The organism is Velazquezella soli (assembly GCF_977018685.1).
Genome location: NZ_CDRNXF010000004.1, coordinates 2,593,131 through 2,609,726, shown reverse-complemented (window position 1 = coordinate 2,609,726; position 16,596 = coordinate 2,593,131). Strand labels below are relative to the sequence as shown.

Sequence of the window (16,596 nt, the reverse complement as noted above, 5' to 3'; positions counted from 1 at the left end):
CAAGCGCGCGAGGGGTTGGCCCGCCCCATCTCTATCCCAGTTTATAGACGCATTTCCCGCCGACATAGGTCGCGACGGCCCGGCCGGAAAAGCGCGCGTCCTCGAACGGCGTGTTTTTCGAGCGCGACAGAAGCATATCCTTGGCGACGATCCAAGGCGCGTCGAGATCGATCAGCGTGATATCGGCCTTTGCGCCGGGTCTCAGAGTGCCCGCATCGAGACCGAAGATTTCGGCCGGGCGGGTCGACATTGCAGAGACCAGCCGCATCAGCGGCACGCGACCGTCGTGATGCAGCCGAAGGGCTGCAGACAGCATGGTTTCAAGCCCGATCGCACCATCGGCGGCATCGGCGAAGGGAAGACGCTTGGTATCGACGTCCTGCGGATCATGCGAGGACACGATGATATCGATGCTGCCGTCGGCGAGCGCCTCGACCATGGCGATTCGATCGTCTTCGGACCGCAGCGGCGGCGACAGCTTGAAGAAGCTGCGGTATTCGCCGATGTCGTTTTCATTCAGCGACAGATGGTTGATCGACACGCCGCAGGTGACGTTGGCGCCGCGTGCGTGGGCAGCCCGCATGGCTTCGGCCGATTCCGCCACCGAGATTTTTGCCGCGTGATATTTGGCGCGGGTGAGGCCGGCGATGCGCAGATCGCGTTCAAGCGGAATGATCTCCGCTTCCTTGGGCACGCCCGACAGGCCGAGCCAGGAGGCGAACAGGCCCTCGTTCATGACGCCGTTGCCAAGATATTTCTCGCGCAGTTCGAGCGAGATGACCGCATCGAACTCGCGCGCATAGGTCATCGCGCGGCGCAGCAGCAGCGAATCGGACAGGCCGTGACGACCGTTGGTAAAGGCGACGGCACCGGCTTGCTGCAACAGGCCGAACTCGGTCATTTCCTTGCCGGCAAGGCCCTTGGTGAGCGCTGCGGCGGTGTGGACATTGACGATCGCCTTGTCACGCGCCGTCTTCTGAACGAATTCGACCAGCGCGATATCGTCGAGAACAGGATCGGTATCCGGCATCATGATGAACGAGGTGACGCCACCGGCAGCAGCGGCGCGGCTGGCCGACGAGATCGTCTCACGATGCTCAGCACCCGGCTCGCCAACATAGACGCGCGCATCAACAAGCCCGGGCGTTGCGACAAGGCCCTGGCAGTCGCGGACCGTGGCGCCGTCGGGCGTACCCTGGTTCTGGGCATCCTTTCCGGCCGCAAGGATGCGACCGTCGGCTCCGATGATGATCGTACCGGTTTCGTCGAGATTGCGCGAGGGATCGATGATGCGCAGGTTCCTGAGAACGGTGCCATTGGACATGGTCGTGCTCATGCGCGCTCTCCCTGATTGGAGGTCAGGAGCGTTTCCATGACCGCCATGCGGACGGCGACGCCCATCTCGACCTGCTGCTCGATAACGCTCTGCGGACCGTCGGCGACATCGGAAGCAATCTCGACGCCGCGGTTCATCGGACCCGGATGCATGACCAGCGCGTCACCCTTGGCGACTTTGAGCTTTTCCGCATCGAGACCGTAGAAATGGAAGTATTCGCGCACCGACGGCACGAAGGAGCCGGCCATGCGCTCGCGCTGCAGGCGCAGCATCATCACCACATCCGCATCCCGCAAACCCTCTTCCATCGAGTGGAAGACCTCTACGCTCATATCGCGGATGCCTGACGGTAGAAGCGTCGATGGCGCGACGACCCGGACGCGGGCGCCCATGGCATTCAAGAGAATGATGTTGGAGCGGGCGACGCGCGAATGCAAAACATCACCGCAGATGGCGACGATGATGCCCGATAGCTTGCCCTTGGCGCGGCGGATGGTCAAAGCGTCGAGCAGCGCCTGAGTCGGATGTTCGTGCTGGCCATCGCCGGCATTGACCACCGAGCAGGTCACCTTCTGAGCAAGCAGGGCCGCGGCACCGGCCGAGGAATGCCTGAGGACCAGCACGTCCGGGTGCATGGCGTTCAGCGTCATCGCCGTATCGATCAGCGTCTCGCCCTTCTTCACCGACGAATTGCTGACGGACATATTCATCACGTCGGCGCCGAGCCGTTTGCCGGCAAGCTCGAACGAGGACTGCGTCCGCGTCGAGGCTTCGAAAAAGAGATTGATCTGGGTGAGGCCCCGAAGCGTGGACGTCTTCTTTTCCCGCTGCCGGGAAATCTGCACGGCCTCGTCGGCCTTGTCGAGAAGCGTCGTAATGTCCTGCCGGGTGAGACCCTTGATGCCAAGGAGATGGCGGTGGGGAAAGAAGACCATAGGGGGCGTCTCCGCTTGCGTTCGGCGGTCTATAAGGTCTGGGGGGAAAGGCCGCAAGCGGGATGGGAGGTTATCTACGGCTTGTTCGTCATGATCGCCCGGTAATCCCGGCCGCGATAGAAGACATTGACGATGTCGACGGCTGTTTCTACCTCGCGGTAGAGGATGACGGCATGATGCTCGAAGGGGACCATGCGAATGCCGGGACCGAGGTCTGGCCTAGCCGCGCCGCCCGCCGGTGCGTTGCCGATCCTGTCGCAACGCGCCAGAAGCCGGTCGGTAAATTGTCGAGCGGTCTGAAAACTCTGGCTTGCCTCAAGGATGTAGAGAAAGATCGCATCGATGTCGTCGAGAGCGTCCGGCCTGTATTGCACCGGCAGACGCTTCATCGGCGTCATCCCTTATGCGAGGTGTAAAGCCTGTCGAGATGGGCACGAGCCTCATTACCGCTGATACTGGGTCGCGGATCGTCCAGCGATCTTTTGACGCGGTTGCGGATGGCCGCGAGACGCTCGTCCTGTTCGGCGTCTTCCCGAAGAAGTGCATCGACCGCGGCCTGCATTGCCTCATCGGTCGAAGCGTATTGGCCGGTTTCGACACGGCTCACGATCGCGTCCGCCAATTCTTGCGGGAGCATGATGCTGAATTTTCGCAAACTCATGACTGCAACTTTCGTCTCTGCTCCGTGCCAGCATGGATTATGCGCCGGTCGTCAGCTTTTGTGAAGAACCATCGAATTCCTTCTTTGCTGCCGTTCCCACGCCCTTTAACTTCCGCTAGAACCGGCCCATGAACGACATGTCGCGCGATGAAGAAAAATTTGGCGAACTGAATCAGCCGAAGCCCTGGTCGGGAATCAATGCCTACCGCTCCGATCCCCTTGTGGTCGACCTGACCGGCGATCTGAACCGCGCGATCCGCGACGAATACGACCAGCTCGGCAATTACGTGACCTCTCCGGAAGCCCAGGAACTGGCGCGGATGGCGAACGAAAATCCGCCCAAACTGCGCACCCACGGTCCGCGCGGCGAGCGGCAGGACACGGTCGAGTTCCATCCTGCCTGGCATGCTCTGATGCGCCGCTCGATGCAAAGCGGCCTGCATTCGTCGATCTGGGAGACCATTCCCGAGCAGCGTGCCCACGAACACAAGGTTCGCGCCACGCGCTTTTATCTGTCCGCCCAGCTGGAATGCGGCCATCTGTGCCCGCTGACGATGACGAGCGCTTCGATTGCGGCGATGATGGCTTCCCCACGCGTCCACAAGGAATGGGCGCCGAAAGTTCTGTCGCGCAAATACGATTCGACCAATCGCCCGGCCATGCAGAAGTCCGCCATCACGGTCGGCATGGGCATGACCGAAAAGCAGGGCGGCACCGACGTGCGCGCCAACCGGTCTACCGCCGAGCGTGTAGGCGAGGGGATCTACCGCCTTTCCGGCCACAAGTGGTTCATGTCGGCGCCGATGAGCGACGGCTTTATCATGCTGGCAAAGACAAATGAGGGAATCGGCTGTTTCCTCGTGCCGCGGCTTCTTGAGGACGGTTCGGCCAATGGCTTGAACTTCCAGCGGCTAAAGGACAAGCTCGGCAACCGCTCGAATGCATCGTCCGAAGTCGAGTTCACCGACGCCTTCGGCTATCTGCTTGGAGAGTCTGGCGGCGGCATCCGCACCATTCTAGATATGGTGACGCTGACCCGTCTCGATTGTGCTGTCGCGTCTGCCGGCATGATGCGCGCGTCGCTGGCCGAAGCGGTCCATCATACCCGCGGTCGTGCCGTGTTCGGCAAGAACCTGATCGATCAGCCGCTGATGATGCGCGTGCTCGCCGATATGGCGCTGGATGTCGCGGCCGCGACGGCGCTGTCGTTCCGGCTGGCCGACGCGTTCGATCGCGCCCGCGGAAATCCCGGCGATGCGGCCTATGCGCGCGTCATGACGCCCGTCATCAAATACTGGAACTGCAAGATCGCGCCATCGCTGATCGCTGAGGCGATGGAATGCCTTGGCGGCAATGGCTATGTCGAGGAGCGTCCGATTGCCCGGCATTACCGCGAGGCGCCGGTGAATGCGATCTGGGAAGGCTCGGGCAGTGTCATGGCGCTCGACGTTCTGCGCGTGCTGTCGCGAGGCCGCGATCTGTTCGATACGGTTCTGGCCGGCTTCGAGCGGGACCTCGGCGCTTCCGGCAAGAAGACCGTGGAAGTCTTGCGTGCCGCGATGGCGCTGTGCGAGCGCGACGAGGGTGCTGCGAGGCTTCTGATCGAACAGCTGGCGCTGGCGGCCGGTGCCGCAGAGCTTGCGCGACTCGGTGCCGGCAAGATCGCCGACGCCTTCCTCGAAACCCGTCTCGCGGGCGGCTGGCGCTCGACCTATGGCATGCTCGATGCCCGCTTCGACGCCCGCTACATCGTCGATCTTCTCTACCCGCCAGCAGCGTAAGAAGAAGTCGCCGAAAGGAGAGACGAAGACTGCCTGTGGGGCAAGGGCATCCACTGCAGCGCATCCCCTTGTCTCTTGTGTAACGCAGCATGCGCCCGACTTCGGTCTTCTATCCTGTGCACGGCGTCCGTGTGGCGCTTGCGATGATGGGAAACGACGGGGTATCGCAACAGTTAACAAAGAGTTGCGAAACAGGCGGGCGATGCTTCAGATAGCCGAGACAAATACCGAGACCGGTGCTGCATCAGCTCAGGCCATACGTCCGCGCAACCGGGCCGGGACGGAGCGGGCGATCTTCATTGCTGCCCGCACGCTGCTGGCCGAGGAAGGGTTTCAAGGCTTCGGCGTCAATGCGGTCGCACGGCGCGCCGGCTGCGACAAGCAGCTGATCTATCGCTATTACGGCGGGCTGAACGGCCTCATCGACGCGATCGGTGCCGACCTCGGCAACTGGGTCAAGGATCGCATTCCCGAAGATACCGGCGGCATGTTTCTTCTGACCTACGGCGACCTGATGGAAAAGCTCGCCATCTATTTCATGGATGCGCTGCGCGAGGACCCGCTCGTCTGCAAGATCGTCGCCTGGGAAGTCTCGCAGGATACGCCACAGGTGCGGCGTCTGACCGAATCACGCACCAAGGCTCTCGCGAAGTGGCTGGACAAGATGCGCGGCTCGCTCACACCCCCGAAGGGTGTCGATGTCGCGACCACGAATGCCATCCTGTTCGCCGCCATCCAGCATCTGGTTGTCTCGTCTGCCGTCAGCGGCCAGTTCGCCGGCATACCGTTAAAGTCCGAGAAAGATTGGGAAAAGATAGCGTCTTCCGTCCGCCGCCTGGTTCGCGCCATCTACGGCTGAGCAGCAGACGTTCTCCACAGCGACGCTCTGGAAATTAACCATGTTTGGCGTTTTGAATTGCAGCTTTCGCCATGCAGCCTAAATCTCTGGTTAATGATTTCTTAACCAAATCGCGGCCGTCCATGGGCAAGAATGCAACTTCCACAACGAGCATCGCATTGCTGATCGTCATGACGACGATCTTTGCAGTGCTGGCGCTCGACATTGCCATTCCTGCTCTGGTTCTCAGCCTGATGGCGCTGTCGAGATGGGTCGTAACGCTGGACCTGTCTCCAGCGGAACCAGAAGGCGAAACCGCATGAAGTTGCTCTTGATTTTGTGGGCAGGGCCCGTGCTTTTGCTGGGCAGCTGGTACGGGCTTTCCTATTACGACATGAGCTTCGGCTTCTTCATGCTGACCCGTCAGACCCATGATCTGGTCTTTCAGGTCTATGGCGACGTCCTCGGAATTCCGCCCGAAACCATCCCGCCGCTGGTTGCCCGCGCAATCGCATTCGACAGTCTTGTCGTTTTCGCCATCATCGCCTTCCGCAAGCGCAAGCAGATTGCAGCCTGGTGGCGTAGCCGTCAGGTGGGGACGTCGTTGCCGGTTTCTCTGGCAAGGGACGAAAGCCTGTCCAAGGCTCCCTGAAGAATAAAGCTCGCGGCCGCCGAATCGATACGTTCGGCGCGCTTGGCCCGCGACACGTCCATCTCCAGAAGTGCCCGTTCGGCCGCGACCGTCGATAGTCTCTCGTCCCAGAAGACGAAAGGAATGGCAGTCTTGTCCGACATCGCCCGCACAAAGGCGCGGGTTGCCTGGGCGCGTGGCCCGGCCGAACCATCCATGTTCATAGGCATGCCCAGAATGAAGGCCGAGACCTTCTCCTTCTCCGCAAACGCCAGCAGAACCTCGGCATCCTTGGTGAATTTGACGCGCTTGATGACGGTGCGGGGCGTGGCAAACCGCCGGCCGAGATCGGACATCGCAAGCCCGATGGTTTTGGTACCGAGATCGAGCCCTGCAACTGCCTTGCCGGGCGCAAGTGTCGTGGCGAGTTCTTCTATGGTCAGAATTGCCATATGCTGACCTTAGGTTTTCTTGCGCACAAATTCGGTGCGCAGCACGAGGCCCTTGATCGCATCGTGCCGGCAATCGATCTCTTCCGGATTGTCGGTGAGACGGATTGAGCGGATGACGGTGCCCTGTTTCAGCGTCTGACCGGCACCCTTCACCTTGAGATCCTTGATGAGAGTGACCGCATCGCCATCGGCAAGAATATTGCCGGCTGAGTCACGCACCTCGGATGCAGCGGAAGCCTTCGCAGCCGCATCGGCTGCAGACAGCCATTCGCCGGTAGCCTCGTCATAGATATAATCGTCGTCGGCCATGTCGGTTTCCTTAGGGGTTCGGATGTGACGCAATCGCAGCGAGCATGCGACGATCATATCGGGATGCGACCGCTTAACCCAGTGGCAAGTCAGTGGCAACGTGGCGCCGCCTGTGTGTCAATTCCGATACGGGCGCTGCTCGCGCAATCATCGTCCTAGACCTTTGAAATGTGAAAGCGCCGCGTTATTTGATGAGGTGTGAGGTGAGACAACCGAGTTCAGAGTCTCATCCGCTTTCGGTGCTTCGGAACCTCCCTTCCGAAGTTTCATCTATGAATTTTGATTTGGTGTCATCACCTCTCTTTTTGCCATCCTCAAGGACACTTCCCCATGAAAATTACCTGGCTCGGCCATGCCGCCTTCCGCATCGAAACGGCAAAGGCAAAGATCCTGATCGACCCGTTCCTGACTCATAGCCCGACCTTTGCCGGCCAGGATCTGAAAGACGTGACCGAAGGTGTCACGCATATCCTTCTCACCCACGGTCATGGTGATCATGTCGGTGATACGGTCGCGATCGCCAAGGAAAAGGGCGCCATCGTTCTGGCCAACGCCGATCTTGCTTCCTGGCTGGGTGGAAAAGGCGTCGAGAAGCTCGAGATGGGCAATACCGGCGGCACAGTCGGCTTCGAGGGCTTCACCGCGACCTTCACACAGGCGCTCCATTCGTCCGGCCAGATCGACGAGCTCGGCGTGTCCCACTCGCTCGGTTCCGCGAACGGACTGATGCTGCATTTCGACGACGAGATGTCGGTTCTGCACATGGGTGATACGGATATCTTTACCGACATGGGACTCATCAACGAGTTGCACCAGCCGGATATCGGCATCGTGCCGATCGGCGACCGCTTCACCATGGGCGGTGCTGTCGCAGCCGTTGCCTGCCAGCGCTTCTTCGATTTCAAGCACGCCATTCCCTGCCACTACGGCACGTTCCCGATCATCGAGCAGACACCCGACAAGTTCGTCAAGGGCATGGAAGGCAGCCGCACCGCCGTCGAGGTGCCGGGCGTCGGTGTAACGCTGACCTGCTGAACGGGCATTTCAGTTGCAGCGCGCCAGGAAACCGGCGCCCTGCCTGTTGCGAAGGACGGACATGGCCATTATAGCGAAGGTGAATTTTACCACCGGAGCCCTGCCATGTCCGTCGATCTCGCCACCGTCAAGCGCGTCGCGCGCCTCGCCCGTATTGCGGTTACGGAGGATGAGGCCAATCGCATGGTTGGCGAATTGAACGGTATTATCGATTTCGTCGAACAACTCTCGGAAGTCGACGTTACAGGCGTCGAGCCTATGACCTCGGTGATGCCGATGGAAATGCGGTTGCGCGCCGACGTCGTCACCGACGGCAACAAGGCAGACGATATCGTCGCCAATGCGCCCGCAACCGACCGCAATTTCTTCATGGTGCCGAAGGTCGTCGAATAAGCCGCTTTAGCCCAAGCGCCGCCGACCCGTTTTAGCCTTTCGAGAGCACGAAAAATCATGACCGACCTGACCAGCCTGACCATTGCCGAAGCCCGCGACAAACTGGCATCGAAGGAATTCACCTCCGTCGACCTGACCAACGCCTATCTCGGCGCCATCGACGCTGCCAACTCTGTGTTCAACGCTTTCATCACCGTTACACCTGAGATCGCGCTCGATATGGCGAAGGCCTCCGATGCCCGTCGCGCGGCAGGCGAGGCCGGTGCGCTCGAAGGCATTCCGCTTGGCATCAAGGATCTGTTCGCCACCAAGGGCGTCCACACCCAGGCCTGCAGCCACATCCTCGACGGGTTCAAGCCGGAATACGAATCGACCGTTACCCAGAATCTGTGGGATGACGGCGCTGTCATGCTGGGCAAGCTCAACATGGACGAGTTCGCCATGGGCTCTTCCAACGAGACCTCGCATTACGGACCGGTGGTCAATCCCTGGAAAGCCGAAGGCTCGAACACTCAGCTGGTTCCGGGCGGCTCCTCGGGCGGTTCAGCCGCTGCCGTCGCCGCGCATCTTTGCGCCGGTGCGACCGCGACCGATACCGGCGGCTCGATCCGCCAGCCGGCCGCCTTTACCGGCACCGTCGGCATCAAGCCCACCTATGGCCGCTGCTCGCGCTGGGGCACTGTCGCGTTTGCATCTTCGCTCGATCAGGCCGGCCCCATTGCACGCGACGTGCGTGATGCCGCGATCATGCTGAAGTCGATGGCAAGCGTCGACCGCAAGGACACGACCTCGGTCGATCTGCCTATTCCGGATTACGAGAAGGCGCTCGGCCAGTCGGTCAAGGGCATGAAGATCGGCATTCCGAAGGAATATCGCGTCGACGGCATGCCTGAAGACATCGAGGCCCTGTGGCAGAAGGGCATTGCCTTCCTGAAGGATGCCGGTGCCGAGATCGTCGATATCTCGCTGCCGCACACGAAATACGCGCTGCCTGCCTATTACATCGTGGCGCCCGCTGAAGCCTCGTCCAACCTTGCCCGCTATGACGGCGTTCGCTACGGCCTGCGCGTCGATGGCAAGGACATTTCCGACATGTACGAAAAGACCCGCGCGGCCGGCTTCGGCACCGAGGTCAAGCGCCGCATCATGATCGGCACCTACGTCCTGTCAGCCGGCTATTACGACGCCTACTACCTGCAGGCGCAAAAAGTCCGGACGCTGATCAAGCGCGATTTCGAACTCTGCTTCCATGCCGGTGTCGACGCCATCCTGACACCAGCGACACCGTCGTCTGCCTTCGGCATTGCCGACGAGGCACTCGCTGCCGATCCGGTCGCGATGTACCTGAACGACATCTTCACCGTGACGGTCAACATGGCAGGCCTTCCCGGCATCGCCGTACCGGCCGGTCTCGACAAGAAGGGCCTGCCGCTTGGCCTGCAGCTGATCGGTAAGCCGTTCGACGAGGAAACCCTCTTCCGCACGGCACATGTGATCGAACAGGCAGCGGGCAAGTTCACACCTGCGAAATGGTGGTAGCGGCAGGTCGGCTATCCGGCCTCTGCCCCGCCAAATGCGGTTCTAGCCCGAATCGCACGCCGATGATCTACTGTTCCTGAGACAGGGGACGCCATGGCAGTCATTCGCAACGCACGCCAGGACGACGAAGCCGCGCTAGTTCAGATCGGCTTGCTCAGCTGGGAAAAAGCGATGGGCGCCGTTGGCGATCCAAGCAGCATGCGCGAAAGTGCGCTTTCCGCATTCCGCGACTTCGTTTCCTCGTCCTGGCTGACGATTTTCGTGATCGAGGCCCACGGCACGGTCGCCGGGTGGGCGGCCTGCGAGAATCGCGACGACCTGATCACCGACTTCTGGATCGACCCGCAGTTTGAGGGGCAGGGGCTCGGCAAGGCGCTGCTCGCCGATATCGAGGCCGATATCGTTCGTCGCGGGTTCGATAAGGCGAGGGTCGAGACCCATGCGCAGAACGATGGGGCAGTCGGTTTCTTCGAAAAGCAGGGATACAGCGTCCATTGGCTTTCGAGCGCCTATCAGCCGAAGATCGATCGCGACATCCAGTCCATGGGACTGTCCAAGCAACTCGTCTCTGACGATCCGGGAACTTACGGCCCGAATTTTTAAACGCCGACGAGCAGTGTCCAGATCGATGCCACCATTCCGGACGCGGCCAGGATCAGCACGATACTCACGCAGACATGCAGCGTGACGATGGCGGCAAGGATGGTCCTGAACGGTTCCTTGTGCGTCTTGTGACGCAACATGCGCTGGGCAGCGACAGCACCTAGACTTCCGCCGGCCAATGCAAGCAGGAGGAGCGTGGTTTCGCTGACCCGCCAGCGTCCATTCCCGGCGGCCCGCTTGTCGATCCAGTAGATGGAAAAGACGACTGCATTGCAGAGGATGCAGAGAACGACAAGTGTCAGCGCAAGGTTGAGGGTCATGACCCTTTGCTAACTGTGCTTCGGTTAAGAATCATCCTCTGTGGAGAGAGATGTTTCGCCCGGCAAGCCTTGGCCTACGCTTGCACCTCGCCAACATTTGCTCTACCCACAAAGCACTTCGAAACTAAGCCCGAACGAGCATAAGATGACCCTAGTTGACGTCCGCACGCCCGATCCGAAACGCTTCATTCCCGGCGCCACTGGCGATTGGGAAGTGATCATCGGCATGGAGGTGCACGCCCAGGTTCTCTCCAATTCAAAACTGTTCTCCGGCGCTTCGACCGAGTTCGGCAAGCCTGCCAATGCCAACGTCTCGCTGGTCGATGCGGCCATGCCCGGCATGCTGCCCGTGATCAACGAGGAATGCGTCCGCCAGGCTGTCCGCACCGGACTTGGTCTGAAGGCGCTGATCAACAATCGTTCGATCTTCGACCGCAAGAACTATTTCTATCCGGATCTTCCGCAGGGCTATCAGATCTCGCAGTTCAAGGATCCGATCGTCGGCGAAGGCCAGATCGTCATCTCTCTCGGTCCTGATCGTCAGGGCCAGTTCGAGGATATCGAGATCGGCATCGAGCGCCTGCATCTGGAACAGGATGCCGGCAAGTCGATGCATGACCAGCATCCGACCATGTCCTATGTCGACCTCAACCGTTCCGGCGTCGCTCTGATGGAAATCGTCTCGAAGCCGGACATGCGTTCGTCCGACGAGGCGAAGGCCTACATGACCAAGCTGCGCTCGATCGTGCGCTATCTCGGCACCTGCGACGGCAATATGGACGAAGGTTCGATGCGCGCCGACGTCAACGTGTCCGTGCGTCGTCCGGGCGAAGGTTTCGGCACGCGCTGCGAAATCAAGAACGTCAACTCGATCCGCTTCATCGGTCAGGCGATCGAATACGAAGCCCGTCGCCAGATCGCCATCCTGGAGGACGGCGGCTCGATCGACCAGGAGACCCGTCTCTTCGATCCGGGCAAGGGTGAAACGCGGTCGATGCGCTCCAAGGAAGACGCGCATGACTACCGCTATTTCCCGGATCCGGACCTGCTGCCGCTCGTCTTCGACGACGCGTTTGTCGCAGAGCTTGCCAAGGACCTGCCGGAACTGCCTGACGACAAGAAGGCCCGCTTCGTGGCTGAACTTGGCCTTTCGATCTATGACGCCTCGGTTCTGGTGTCCGAGAAGGCGATCGCCGATTACTACGAAGCCGTGGCTGAGGGACGCGACGGCAAGATGGCGGCCAACTGGGTCATCAACGACTTGCTGGGCGCCTTGAACAAAGCGGGCAAAGGCATTGAAGAGACTCCGGTTTCTCCCGCCCAGCTTGGTGGCATCATCGATCTGATCAAGTCGGAAGTCATCTCCGGCAAGATCGCCAAGGATCTGTTCGAGATCGTCTTTTCCGAAGGCGGTGACCCGGCTGACATCGTCGAGAGCCGCGGTATGAAGCAGGTCACCGATACCGGCGCCATCGAAAAAGCGGTGGACGACATCATCGCCGCCAATCCCGATCAGGTCGCCAAGGTTCTGGCCAAGCCGACGCTTGCCGGCTGGTTCGTGGGACAGGTGATGAAGTCGACCGGCGGCAAGGCTAATCCACAGGCCGTCCAGGCTCTGGTCAAGGCCAAGCTGGGCATCGAGGACTAACCTGTTGGTCTACTTCATTCGCACAGCGGGCGACGAGGACGTGGAGAAGATCCGCGTCCTTCTCGCCGAGACGTTTCATCAGTCCTACGACCCGTTCTACGGTGCAGACGCCGTCGAGAAGATGGTGCGCAACTGGCATTCGCCGGTCGCCATCCGCACGCGGCTGATCAAGAAGGACGGCGAGTTTCTCGTCGCCGACGATGGAAGCAAGATCGGCGGCATCGCTTACGCCGCAGTCTATCCCAAGATGGCAAAGACGGTGATGCTGCATCAGCTCTACGTCGCGCCGACCTGCCAGAATGACGGCATCGGTCGGGATCTGTTTGCCGAAATCGAGACCTGCTTCCCGGATGCGGAAATCATGCGGGTCGAGGTGTCGCTGCCGAATGTGCGTGCCGCCTCCTTCTACCAGCGGCTTGGCTTTGCCGAAGTCGACCGCATGGAGGAATGGGGCGCGCCGAACTCCGGCCTGCCGGCGATCATCATGGAAAAGCGGCTCCAGTCGCTTTAGACGGCTCGGATCAGGGGAGGGTGACATGGACGGCATCATCATTCGCAGGGCTCGCGAATCGGACCTCTCCCAACTGATCGCAATGTTTGCTTCCGACGATGTCGGTGGCCACGGCGATACGACCGATGCAGACGCCTACGACGATTACCTGCGCGCCTTCAACATGATCGATGCCTCCCAGAACGAGCAGCTTTTCGTTGCCGAGCGGGACGGCGACGTTGTCGGCACGTTCCAGATCCTGTTCAACCGAACGCTGACCGGTCGCGGCTCGCTGTCGATGATTATCGAAGCCGTGCAGACGAGACCCGACATGCGCGGGAAGGGGATCGGCGCGCAGATGATCGGTTACGCGATCGAAGAGGCAAAGCGGCGCGACTGCCGCCTCGTGCAACTGACCTCCAATGCGGCGCGCACGGATGCCCATCGCTTCTACGAGCGGTTGGGTTTTGCCAAGAGCCATGCGGGCTTCAAGATGAAGTTCAAATAGAGGTCTACATCTCGGAAATGCTGGACATCACCGCTGTCTGGCGGCATAAGCGGTGGAGCCAGTTCGACTGGTCACCTGTTTGCCAATCCTATGGACAAGCCCATGAAAAATCTCCTGCTGCAGATCTTCACCTGGTGGAACGGCCAAACCATGGGCACGCGTTTCTTCACCTGGCGCCATGGCAAGAAGGTGGGCGACGATGAGTTGGGCAACGTCTATTTCGAAGGCCCGATGACCTCCTGGGGTAAGCCGAAGCGCTGGGTGATCTACAAGGATTACGCCGAAGCCTCCGCGATCCCGCCAGGCTGGCACGGCTGGATGCATTACCGCACCGATACGCCTCCGTCGCAGGAGGATTACAAGGCGCGCGAATGGCAGAAGTCGCACAAGCCGAACCTCACCGGATCGCCGCTTGCATACCGGCCTCAGGGTTCTCTGTCGGCCAATGGTGAACGTCCTCGCGTCACCGGCGACTATGACGCCTGGACGCCCGGCAACTGAGCCTGACTGGCACCTGTTTTAGCCATATTCCACAACTAGTCCTCGATCGGGCATTCCCAGGACGCCTTTTCGAGACGGGACCAATAATGACACGTACCAAGCTTTCCCCACGCACACGATCGATTGGCGCCGTTCTTGCCGTCGTCTCGGTTATGGCAGGGGGAAGTGCCTCGGCTGCACGGATCGAAAATCCCGTCGCCGTCTTCAACGGCATCGACAAGATCACCGGCCGCATCACCACATTCGACGTCTATCTCAACGAGACGGTGCAGTATGGCGCGCTTCAGGTGACGCCGAAGGTCTGCTATTCCCGAGACGAAACGGAAGCCCAAAAGATCGACGGGTTTATCGAAGTCGACGAGATCACACTCGACCGCAAGATCCGCCGCATCTTCACCGGTTGGATGTTTGCGGACAGCCCCGGCCTCAACGCCGTCGAGCACCCAATCTATGACGTCTGGCTGACAGGCTGCAAGCAGACTTCCGACGTGCCGGCACCCGCCCGCGCGACCAATTGAAATCAACGATTTCCGGACAGATCAAAATTCGAGATGCGGCGAGTTGACTGCCGCATGCAGCAGCTTGAGATAGTCATCCTTCGGAACGTCGATCGCCCCGAAGGTCTTCAGGTGTTCTGTCGTGAACTGCGTATCGAGCAGCTCGAACCCCTTGGCCTTCATCCGTTCCACCAGATGCACGAGGCAGATCTTGGACGCGTCGGTTCGGCGCGAAAACATGCTCTCGCCGAAGAAAGCAGCGCCAAGCGAAACGCCGTAAAGCCCGCCGACGAGTTCATCGCCGTCATAAGCCTCGACGCTATGGGCATGGCCCATGTGGTGGAGTTCGCGATAGAGCTTGCGGATCGTCTCGTTGATCCAGGTGCTCGGCCGGTCATCGGCCGGTTGCGCGCAAAGCGCGATGACGCCCTCAAAGTCGGTGTCGAAACGGATGTCGAAGGGTTTTTTGCGGACCGTTTTCTGCAGGCTCTTGGAGACGTGAAAAGCGTCGAGCGGCAGGATACCCCGCATCTCGGGATCGACCCAGAATATCTCCGGATCATCGGCGGCTTCCGCCATCGGGAAAAGCCCGATGGAATAGGCTCGCAACAGAATTTCCGGGGTTATTGCCGGGTAATATTTGCCACGACGCCCTGCCATCGGTCTCCTTGATCCGGCCATCGCATTCCGCGCCTCATCTGGCGCGGAATGGTCGACAGCATCTTATGAACCGCTAACGGATCGTGTGGATCCGGTAGGTAGCGTCTAGTGAGACTTGTCGCCGGCCAGATGGTTCTCCAGCCAGTGAATATCGTAGTTGCCGCTCAAGATATCCGGATTGTCCACCAGTTCCTGGAAGAGGGGAAGCGTGGTCTTGATACCATCCACGACGAACTCGTCCAGCACGCGGCGAAGGCGCATCATGCATTCGGCGCGGGTGCGTCCATGCACGATGAGCTTGCCGATAAGGCTGTCATAGTAAGGCGGGATCTTGTAGCCGGCATAGGCACCCGAATCGACGCGAACGCCGAGACCGCCGGGAGCATGGAAATGCGTGATCGTGCCAGGCGACGGAACGAAGGTCCTTGGATCCTCGGCATTGATGCGGCACTCGATCGCATGGCCCTGGAACTGGATCTCGTCCTGGGTCACGGACAGGCCGTTTCCGGAGGCAACACGGATCTGCTCGTGCACCAGGTCGATATTGGTGATCGCTTCGGTGATCGGATGCTCGACCTGAAGACGGGTGTTCATTTCGATGAAATAGAACTCGCCGTTTTCGTAGAGGAACTCGACCGTACCGGCGCCGCGATACTTCATCTTCTTCATGGCGTCGGCGCAGATCTGGCCGATCTTCATGCGCTGTTCGACATCGAGGGCCGGCGAATTGGCTTCTTCCCAGACCTTCTGGTGGCGGCGCTGCAGCGAGCAGTCGCGTTCACCCAGATGAATGGCATTGCCTTCGCCATCACCGACGACCTGGATCTCGATATGCCGCGGCTTGCCGAGATACTTTTCCATGTAGACGGCATCGTTGCCGAAAGCTGCGAGCGCTTCGGAACGGGCCGTGGACACGGCCTCCTCGAGCTCGGCCTCGGTTTTTGCCACCTTCATGCCGCGGCCACCGCCGCCGGCGGTCGCCTTGATCAGAACCGGGAAACCGATTTCGCGGGCAATTTCGAGCGCGTTCTCAGGCAGAACTTCGCCGGGCGAACCCGGAACGACCGGAATGCCAAGCTCAACTGCTGTCTTCTTGGCAGTGATCTTGTCGCCCATCAGCCGGATATGCTCGGCGGTCGGTCCGATGAAGGTGATGCCGTGTGCTTCCAGAATGTCTGCGAACTTCGCGTTCTCGGACAGGAAGCCGTAACCGGGATGAACGGCGTCGGCACCGGTGATCTCGCAGGCGGCAACAATCTGGTGGATGTTGAGATAGCTGTCACGCGAAGGCGGCGGGCCGATGCAGACGCTCTCGTCGGCGAGGCGAACATGCATCGCATCCGAATCGGCCGTCGAGTGAACGGCGACGGTCGCGATGCCGAGTTCCTTGCAGGCGCGCAGGACGCGAAGTGCAATCTCGCCGCGGTTGGCTATGAGGATTTTCGAGATCATGAGATCG

At 60.3% G+C, this 16,596-nt stretch carries 23 protein-coding genes; 13 read left to right on the top strand and 10 right to left on the bottom strand.

The features are described from left to right. Window positions 1-31: 31 nt before the first annotated feature. The 4 genes from AC0JZ8_RS16285 to AC0JZ8_RS16270 all read right to left on the bottom strand — a co-directional run bounded on the left by AC0JZ8_RS16285 (window position 32) and on the right by AC0JZ8_RS16270 (window position 2,878). Window positions 32-1,324 carry a dihydroorotase gene (locus AC0JZ8_RS16285; RefSeq protein WP_471893383.1) on the bottom strand — a complete coding sequence of 431 codons (1,293 nt, stop codon included), beginning with the start codon at window positions 1,322-1,324 and terminating at the stop codon, window positions 32-34. 8 nt (window positions 1,325-1,332) lie between these two features. Beyond that, window positions 1,333-2,271, bottom strand: coding sequence for an aspartate carbamoyltransferase catalytic subunit (locus AC0JZ8_RS16280; protein ID WP_062453206.1), 939 nt, complete (start codon window positions 2,269-2,271; stop codon window positions 1,333-1,335). A gap of 74 nt (window positions 2,272-2,345) precedes the next feature. Further along, window positions 2,346-2,660: a type II toxin-antitoxin system RelE/ParE family toxin gene (locus AC0JZ8_RS16275; protein ID WP_430256423.1), complete on the bottom strand. Its 315-nt coding sequence runs from the start codon at window positions 2,658-2,660 to the stop codon at window positions 2,346-2,348. Between the two features lie 5 nt (window positions 2,661-2,665). Beyond that, the gene (locus tag AC0JZ8_RS16270) at window positions 2,666-2,878 is read right to left on the bottom strand and encodes a type II toxin-antitoxin system ParD family antitoxin (RefSeq protein ID WP_471892953.1); all 213 of its coding nucleotides are present in this window, start codon (window positions 2,876-2,878) and stop codon (window positions 2,666-2,668) included. 182 nt (window positions 2,879-3,060) lie between these two features. Here AC0JZ8_RS16270 and AC0JZ8_RS16265 point away from each other — a divergent pair, with 182 nt between their 5' ends. After that, entirely contained in the window at window positions 3,061-4,713 is a 1,653-nt protein-coding gene (locus AC0JZ8_RS16265; RefSeq protein WP_471892952.1) for an acyl-CoA dehydrogenase family protein, read from the top strand. 202 nt (window positions 4,714-4,915) lie between these two features. Beyond that, entirely contained in the window at window positions 4,916-5,572 is a 657-nt protein-coding gene (locus AC0JZ8_RS16260; RefSeq protein WP_062580043.1) for a TetR/AcrR family transcriptional regulator, read from the top strand. 34 nt (window positions 5,573-5,606) lie between these two features. Here AC0JZ8_RS16260 and AC0JZ8_RS16255 read toward each other — a convergent pair whose 3' ends face one another. After that, window positions 5,607-5,744 (bottom strand): hypothetical protein, encoded by a 138-nt coding sequence (locus AC0JZ8_RS16255; RefSeq protein WP_471893409.1) that lies wholly within the window; start codon window positions 5,742-5,744, stop codon window positions 5,607-5,609. On the opposite strand from AC0JZ8_RS16255, the gene AC0JZ8_RS16250 reads away from it, so the two are divergent. Together AC0JZ8_RS16250 and AC0JZ8_RS16245 are read left to right on the top strand one after the other, a co-directional pair. Next, window positions 5,695-5,874: a hypothetical protein gene (locus tag AC0JZ8_RS16250; protein WP_062453202.1), complete on the top strand. Its 180-nt coding sequence runs from the start codon at window positions 5,695-5,697 to the stop codon at window positions 5,872-5,874. The two genes, AC0JZ8_RS16255 and AC0JZ8_RS16250, sit on opposite strands and share 50 nt — an antisense overlap. After that, complete coding sequence (locus AC0JZ8_RS16245) at window positions 5,871-6,203, top strand: DUF6105 family protein (protein WP_062453201.1); 333 nt, start codon at window positions 5,871-5,873, stop codon at window positions 6,201-6,203. Before AC0JZ8_RS16250 ends, AC0JZ8_RS16245 begins: the two co-directional genes overlap by 4 nt. On the opposite strand, the gene ruvX is transcribed toward AC0JZ8_RS16245, so the two are convergent. Beyond that, entirely contained in the window at window positions 6,140-6,634 is a 495-nt protein-coding gene (gene ruvX, locus AC0JZ8_RS16240; RefSeq protein WP_430240685.1) for a Holliday junction resolvase RuvX, read from the bottom strand. The genes AC0JZ8_RS16245 and ruvX overlap by 64 nt on opposite strands. A 9-nt stretch (window positions 6,635-6,643) precedes the next feature. After that, the gene (locus AC0JZ8_RS16235; protein ID WP_062453199.1) at window positions 6,644-6,943 is read right to left on the bottom strand and encodes an alkylphosphonate utilization protein; all 300 of its coding nucleotides are present in this window, start codon (window positions 6,941-6,943) and stop codon (window positions 6,644-6,646) included. A gap of 330 nt (window positions 6,944-7,273) precedes the next feature. On the opposite strand from AC0JZ8_RS16235, the gene AC0JZ8_RS16230 reads away from it, so the two are divergent. The 4 genes from AC0JZ8_RS16230 to AC0JZ8_RS16215 all read left to right on the top strand — a co-directional run bounded on the left by AC0JZ8_RS16230 (window position 7,274) and on the right by AC0JZ8_RS16215 (window position 10,513). Beyond that, window positions 7,274-7,978: a metal-dependent hydrolase gene (locus AC0JZ8_RS16230; RefSeq protein ID WP_092662017.1), complete on the top strand. Its 705-nt coding sequence runs from the start codon at window positions 7,274-7,276 to the stop codon at window positions 7,976-7,978. 105 nt (window positions 7,979-8,083) lie between these two features. After that, on the top strand, window positions 8,084-8,371 hold the full coding sequence (gene gatC / locus AC0JZ8_RS16225) for an Asp-tRNA(Asn)/Glu-tRNA(Gln) amidotransferase subunit GatC (RefSeq protein ID WP_062453197.1): 288 nt from the start codon (window positions 8,084-8,086) through the stop codon (window positions 8,369-8,371). A gap of 57 nt (window positions 8,372-8,428) precedes the next feature. After that, entirely contained in the window at window positions 8,429-9,910 is a 1,482-nt protein-coding gene (gatA, locus tag AC0JZ8_RS16220; RefSeq protein ID WP_471892951.1) for an Asp-tRNA(Asn)/Glu-tRNA(Gln) amidotransferase subunit GatA, read from the top strand. 93 nt (window positions 9,911-10,003) lie between these two features. Next, window positions 10,004-10,513 (top strand): GNAT family N-acetyltransferase, encoded by a 510-nt coding sequence (locus tag AC0JZ8_RS16215; protein WP_471892950.1) that lies wholly within the window; start codon window positions 10,004-10,006, stop codon window positions 10,511-10,513. Here AC0JZ8_RS16215 and AC0JZ8_RS16210 read toward each other — a convergent pair. Continuing rightward, window positions 10,510-10,833, bottom strand: a complete 324-nt coding sequence (locus AC0JZ8_RS16210) for a DUF1294 domain-containing protein (protein ID WP_471892949.1) — start codon at window positions 10,831-10,833, stop codon at window positions 10,510-10,512. The two genes, AC0JZ8_RS16215 and AC0JZ8_RS16210, sit on opposite strands and share 4 nt — an antisense overlap. A 145-nt stretch (window positions 10,834-10,978) precedes the next feature. Here AC0JZ8_RS16210 and gatB point away from each other — a divergent pair, with 145 nt between their 5' ends. The 5 genes from gatB (at window position 10,979) to AC0JZ8_RS16185 (ending at window position 14,498) form a co-directional block, all read left to right on the top strand. After that, entirely contained in the window at window positions 10,979-12,481 is a 1,503-nt protein-coding gene (gene gatB, locus AC0JZ8_RS16205; protein WP_471892948.1) for an Asp-tRNA(Asn)/Glu-tRNA(Gln) amidotransferase subunit GatB, read from the top strand. Between the two features lie 4 nt (window positions 12,482-12,485). Further along, a complete protein-coding gene (locus tag AC0JZ8_RS16200; RefSeq protein WP_113111012.1) occupies window positions 12,486-12,992 on the top strand; it encodes a GNAT family N-acetyltransferase in 507 nt (168 codons plus the stop codon). A gap of 25 nt (window positions 12,993-13,017) precedes the next feature. After that, window positions 13,018-13,479, top strand: a complete 462-nt coding sequence (locus AC0JZ8_RS16195; RefSeq protein ID WP_062453191.1) for a GNAT family N-acetyltransferase — start codon at window positions 13,018-13,020, stop codon at window positions 13,477-13,479. 102 nt (window positions 13,480-13,581) lie between these two features. Then, a complete protein-coding gene (locus tag AC0JZ8_RS16190; protein ID WP_062454718.1) occupies window positions 13,582-13,980 on the top strand; it encodes an NADH:ubiquinone oxidoreductase subunit NDUFA12 in 399 nt (132 codons plus the stop codon). Window positions 13,981-14,066: 86 nt separating this feature from the next. Further along, window positions 14,067-14,498 carry a DUF2155 domain-containing protein gene (locus AC0JZ8_RS16185; protein WP_471892947.1) on the top strand — a complete coding sequence of 144 codons (432 nt, stop codon included), beginning with the start codon at window positions 14,067-14,069 and terminating at the stop codon, window positions 14,496-14,498. Window positions 14,499-14,519: 21 nt separating this feature from the next. Here the strand turns inward: AC0JZ8_RS16185 and aat are convergent, their stop codons facing one another. After that, on the bottom strand, window positions 14,520-15,137 hold the full coding sequence (gene aat, locus AC0JZ8_RS16180; protein ID WP_062453189.1) for a leucyl/phenylalanyl-tRNA--protein transferase: 618 nt from the start codon (window positions 15,135-15,137) through the stop codon (window positions 14,520-14,522). 105 nt (window positions 15,138-15,242) lie between these two features. Beyond that, the gene (accC, locus tag AC0JZ8_RS16175; RefSeq protein ID WP_062453188.1) at window positions 15,243-16,589 is read right to left on the bottom strand and encodes an acetyl-CoA carboxylase biotin carboxylase subunit; all 1,347 of its coding nucleotides are present in this window, start codon (window positions 16,587-16,589) and stop codon (window positions 15,243-15,245) included. Between the last annotated feature and the right edge of the window lie 7 nt (window positions 16,590-16,596).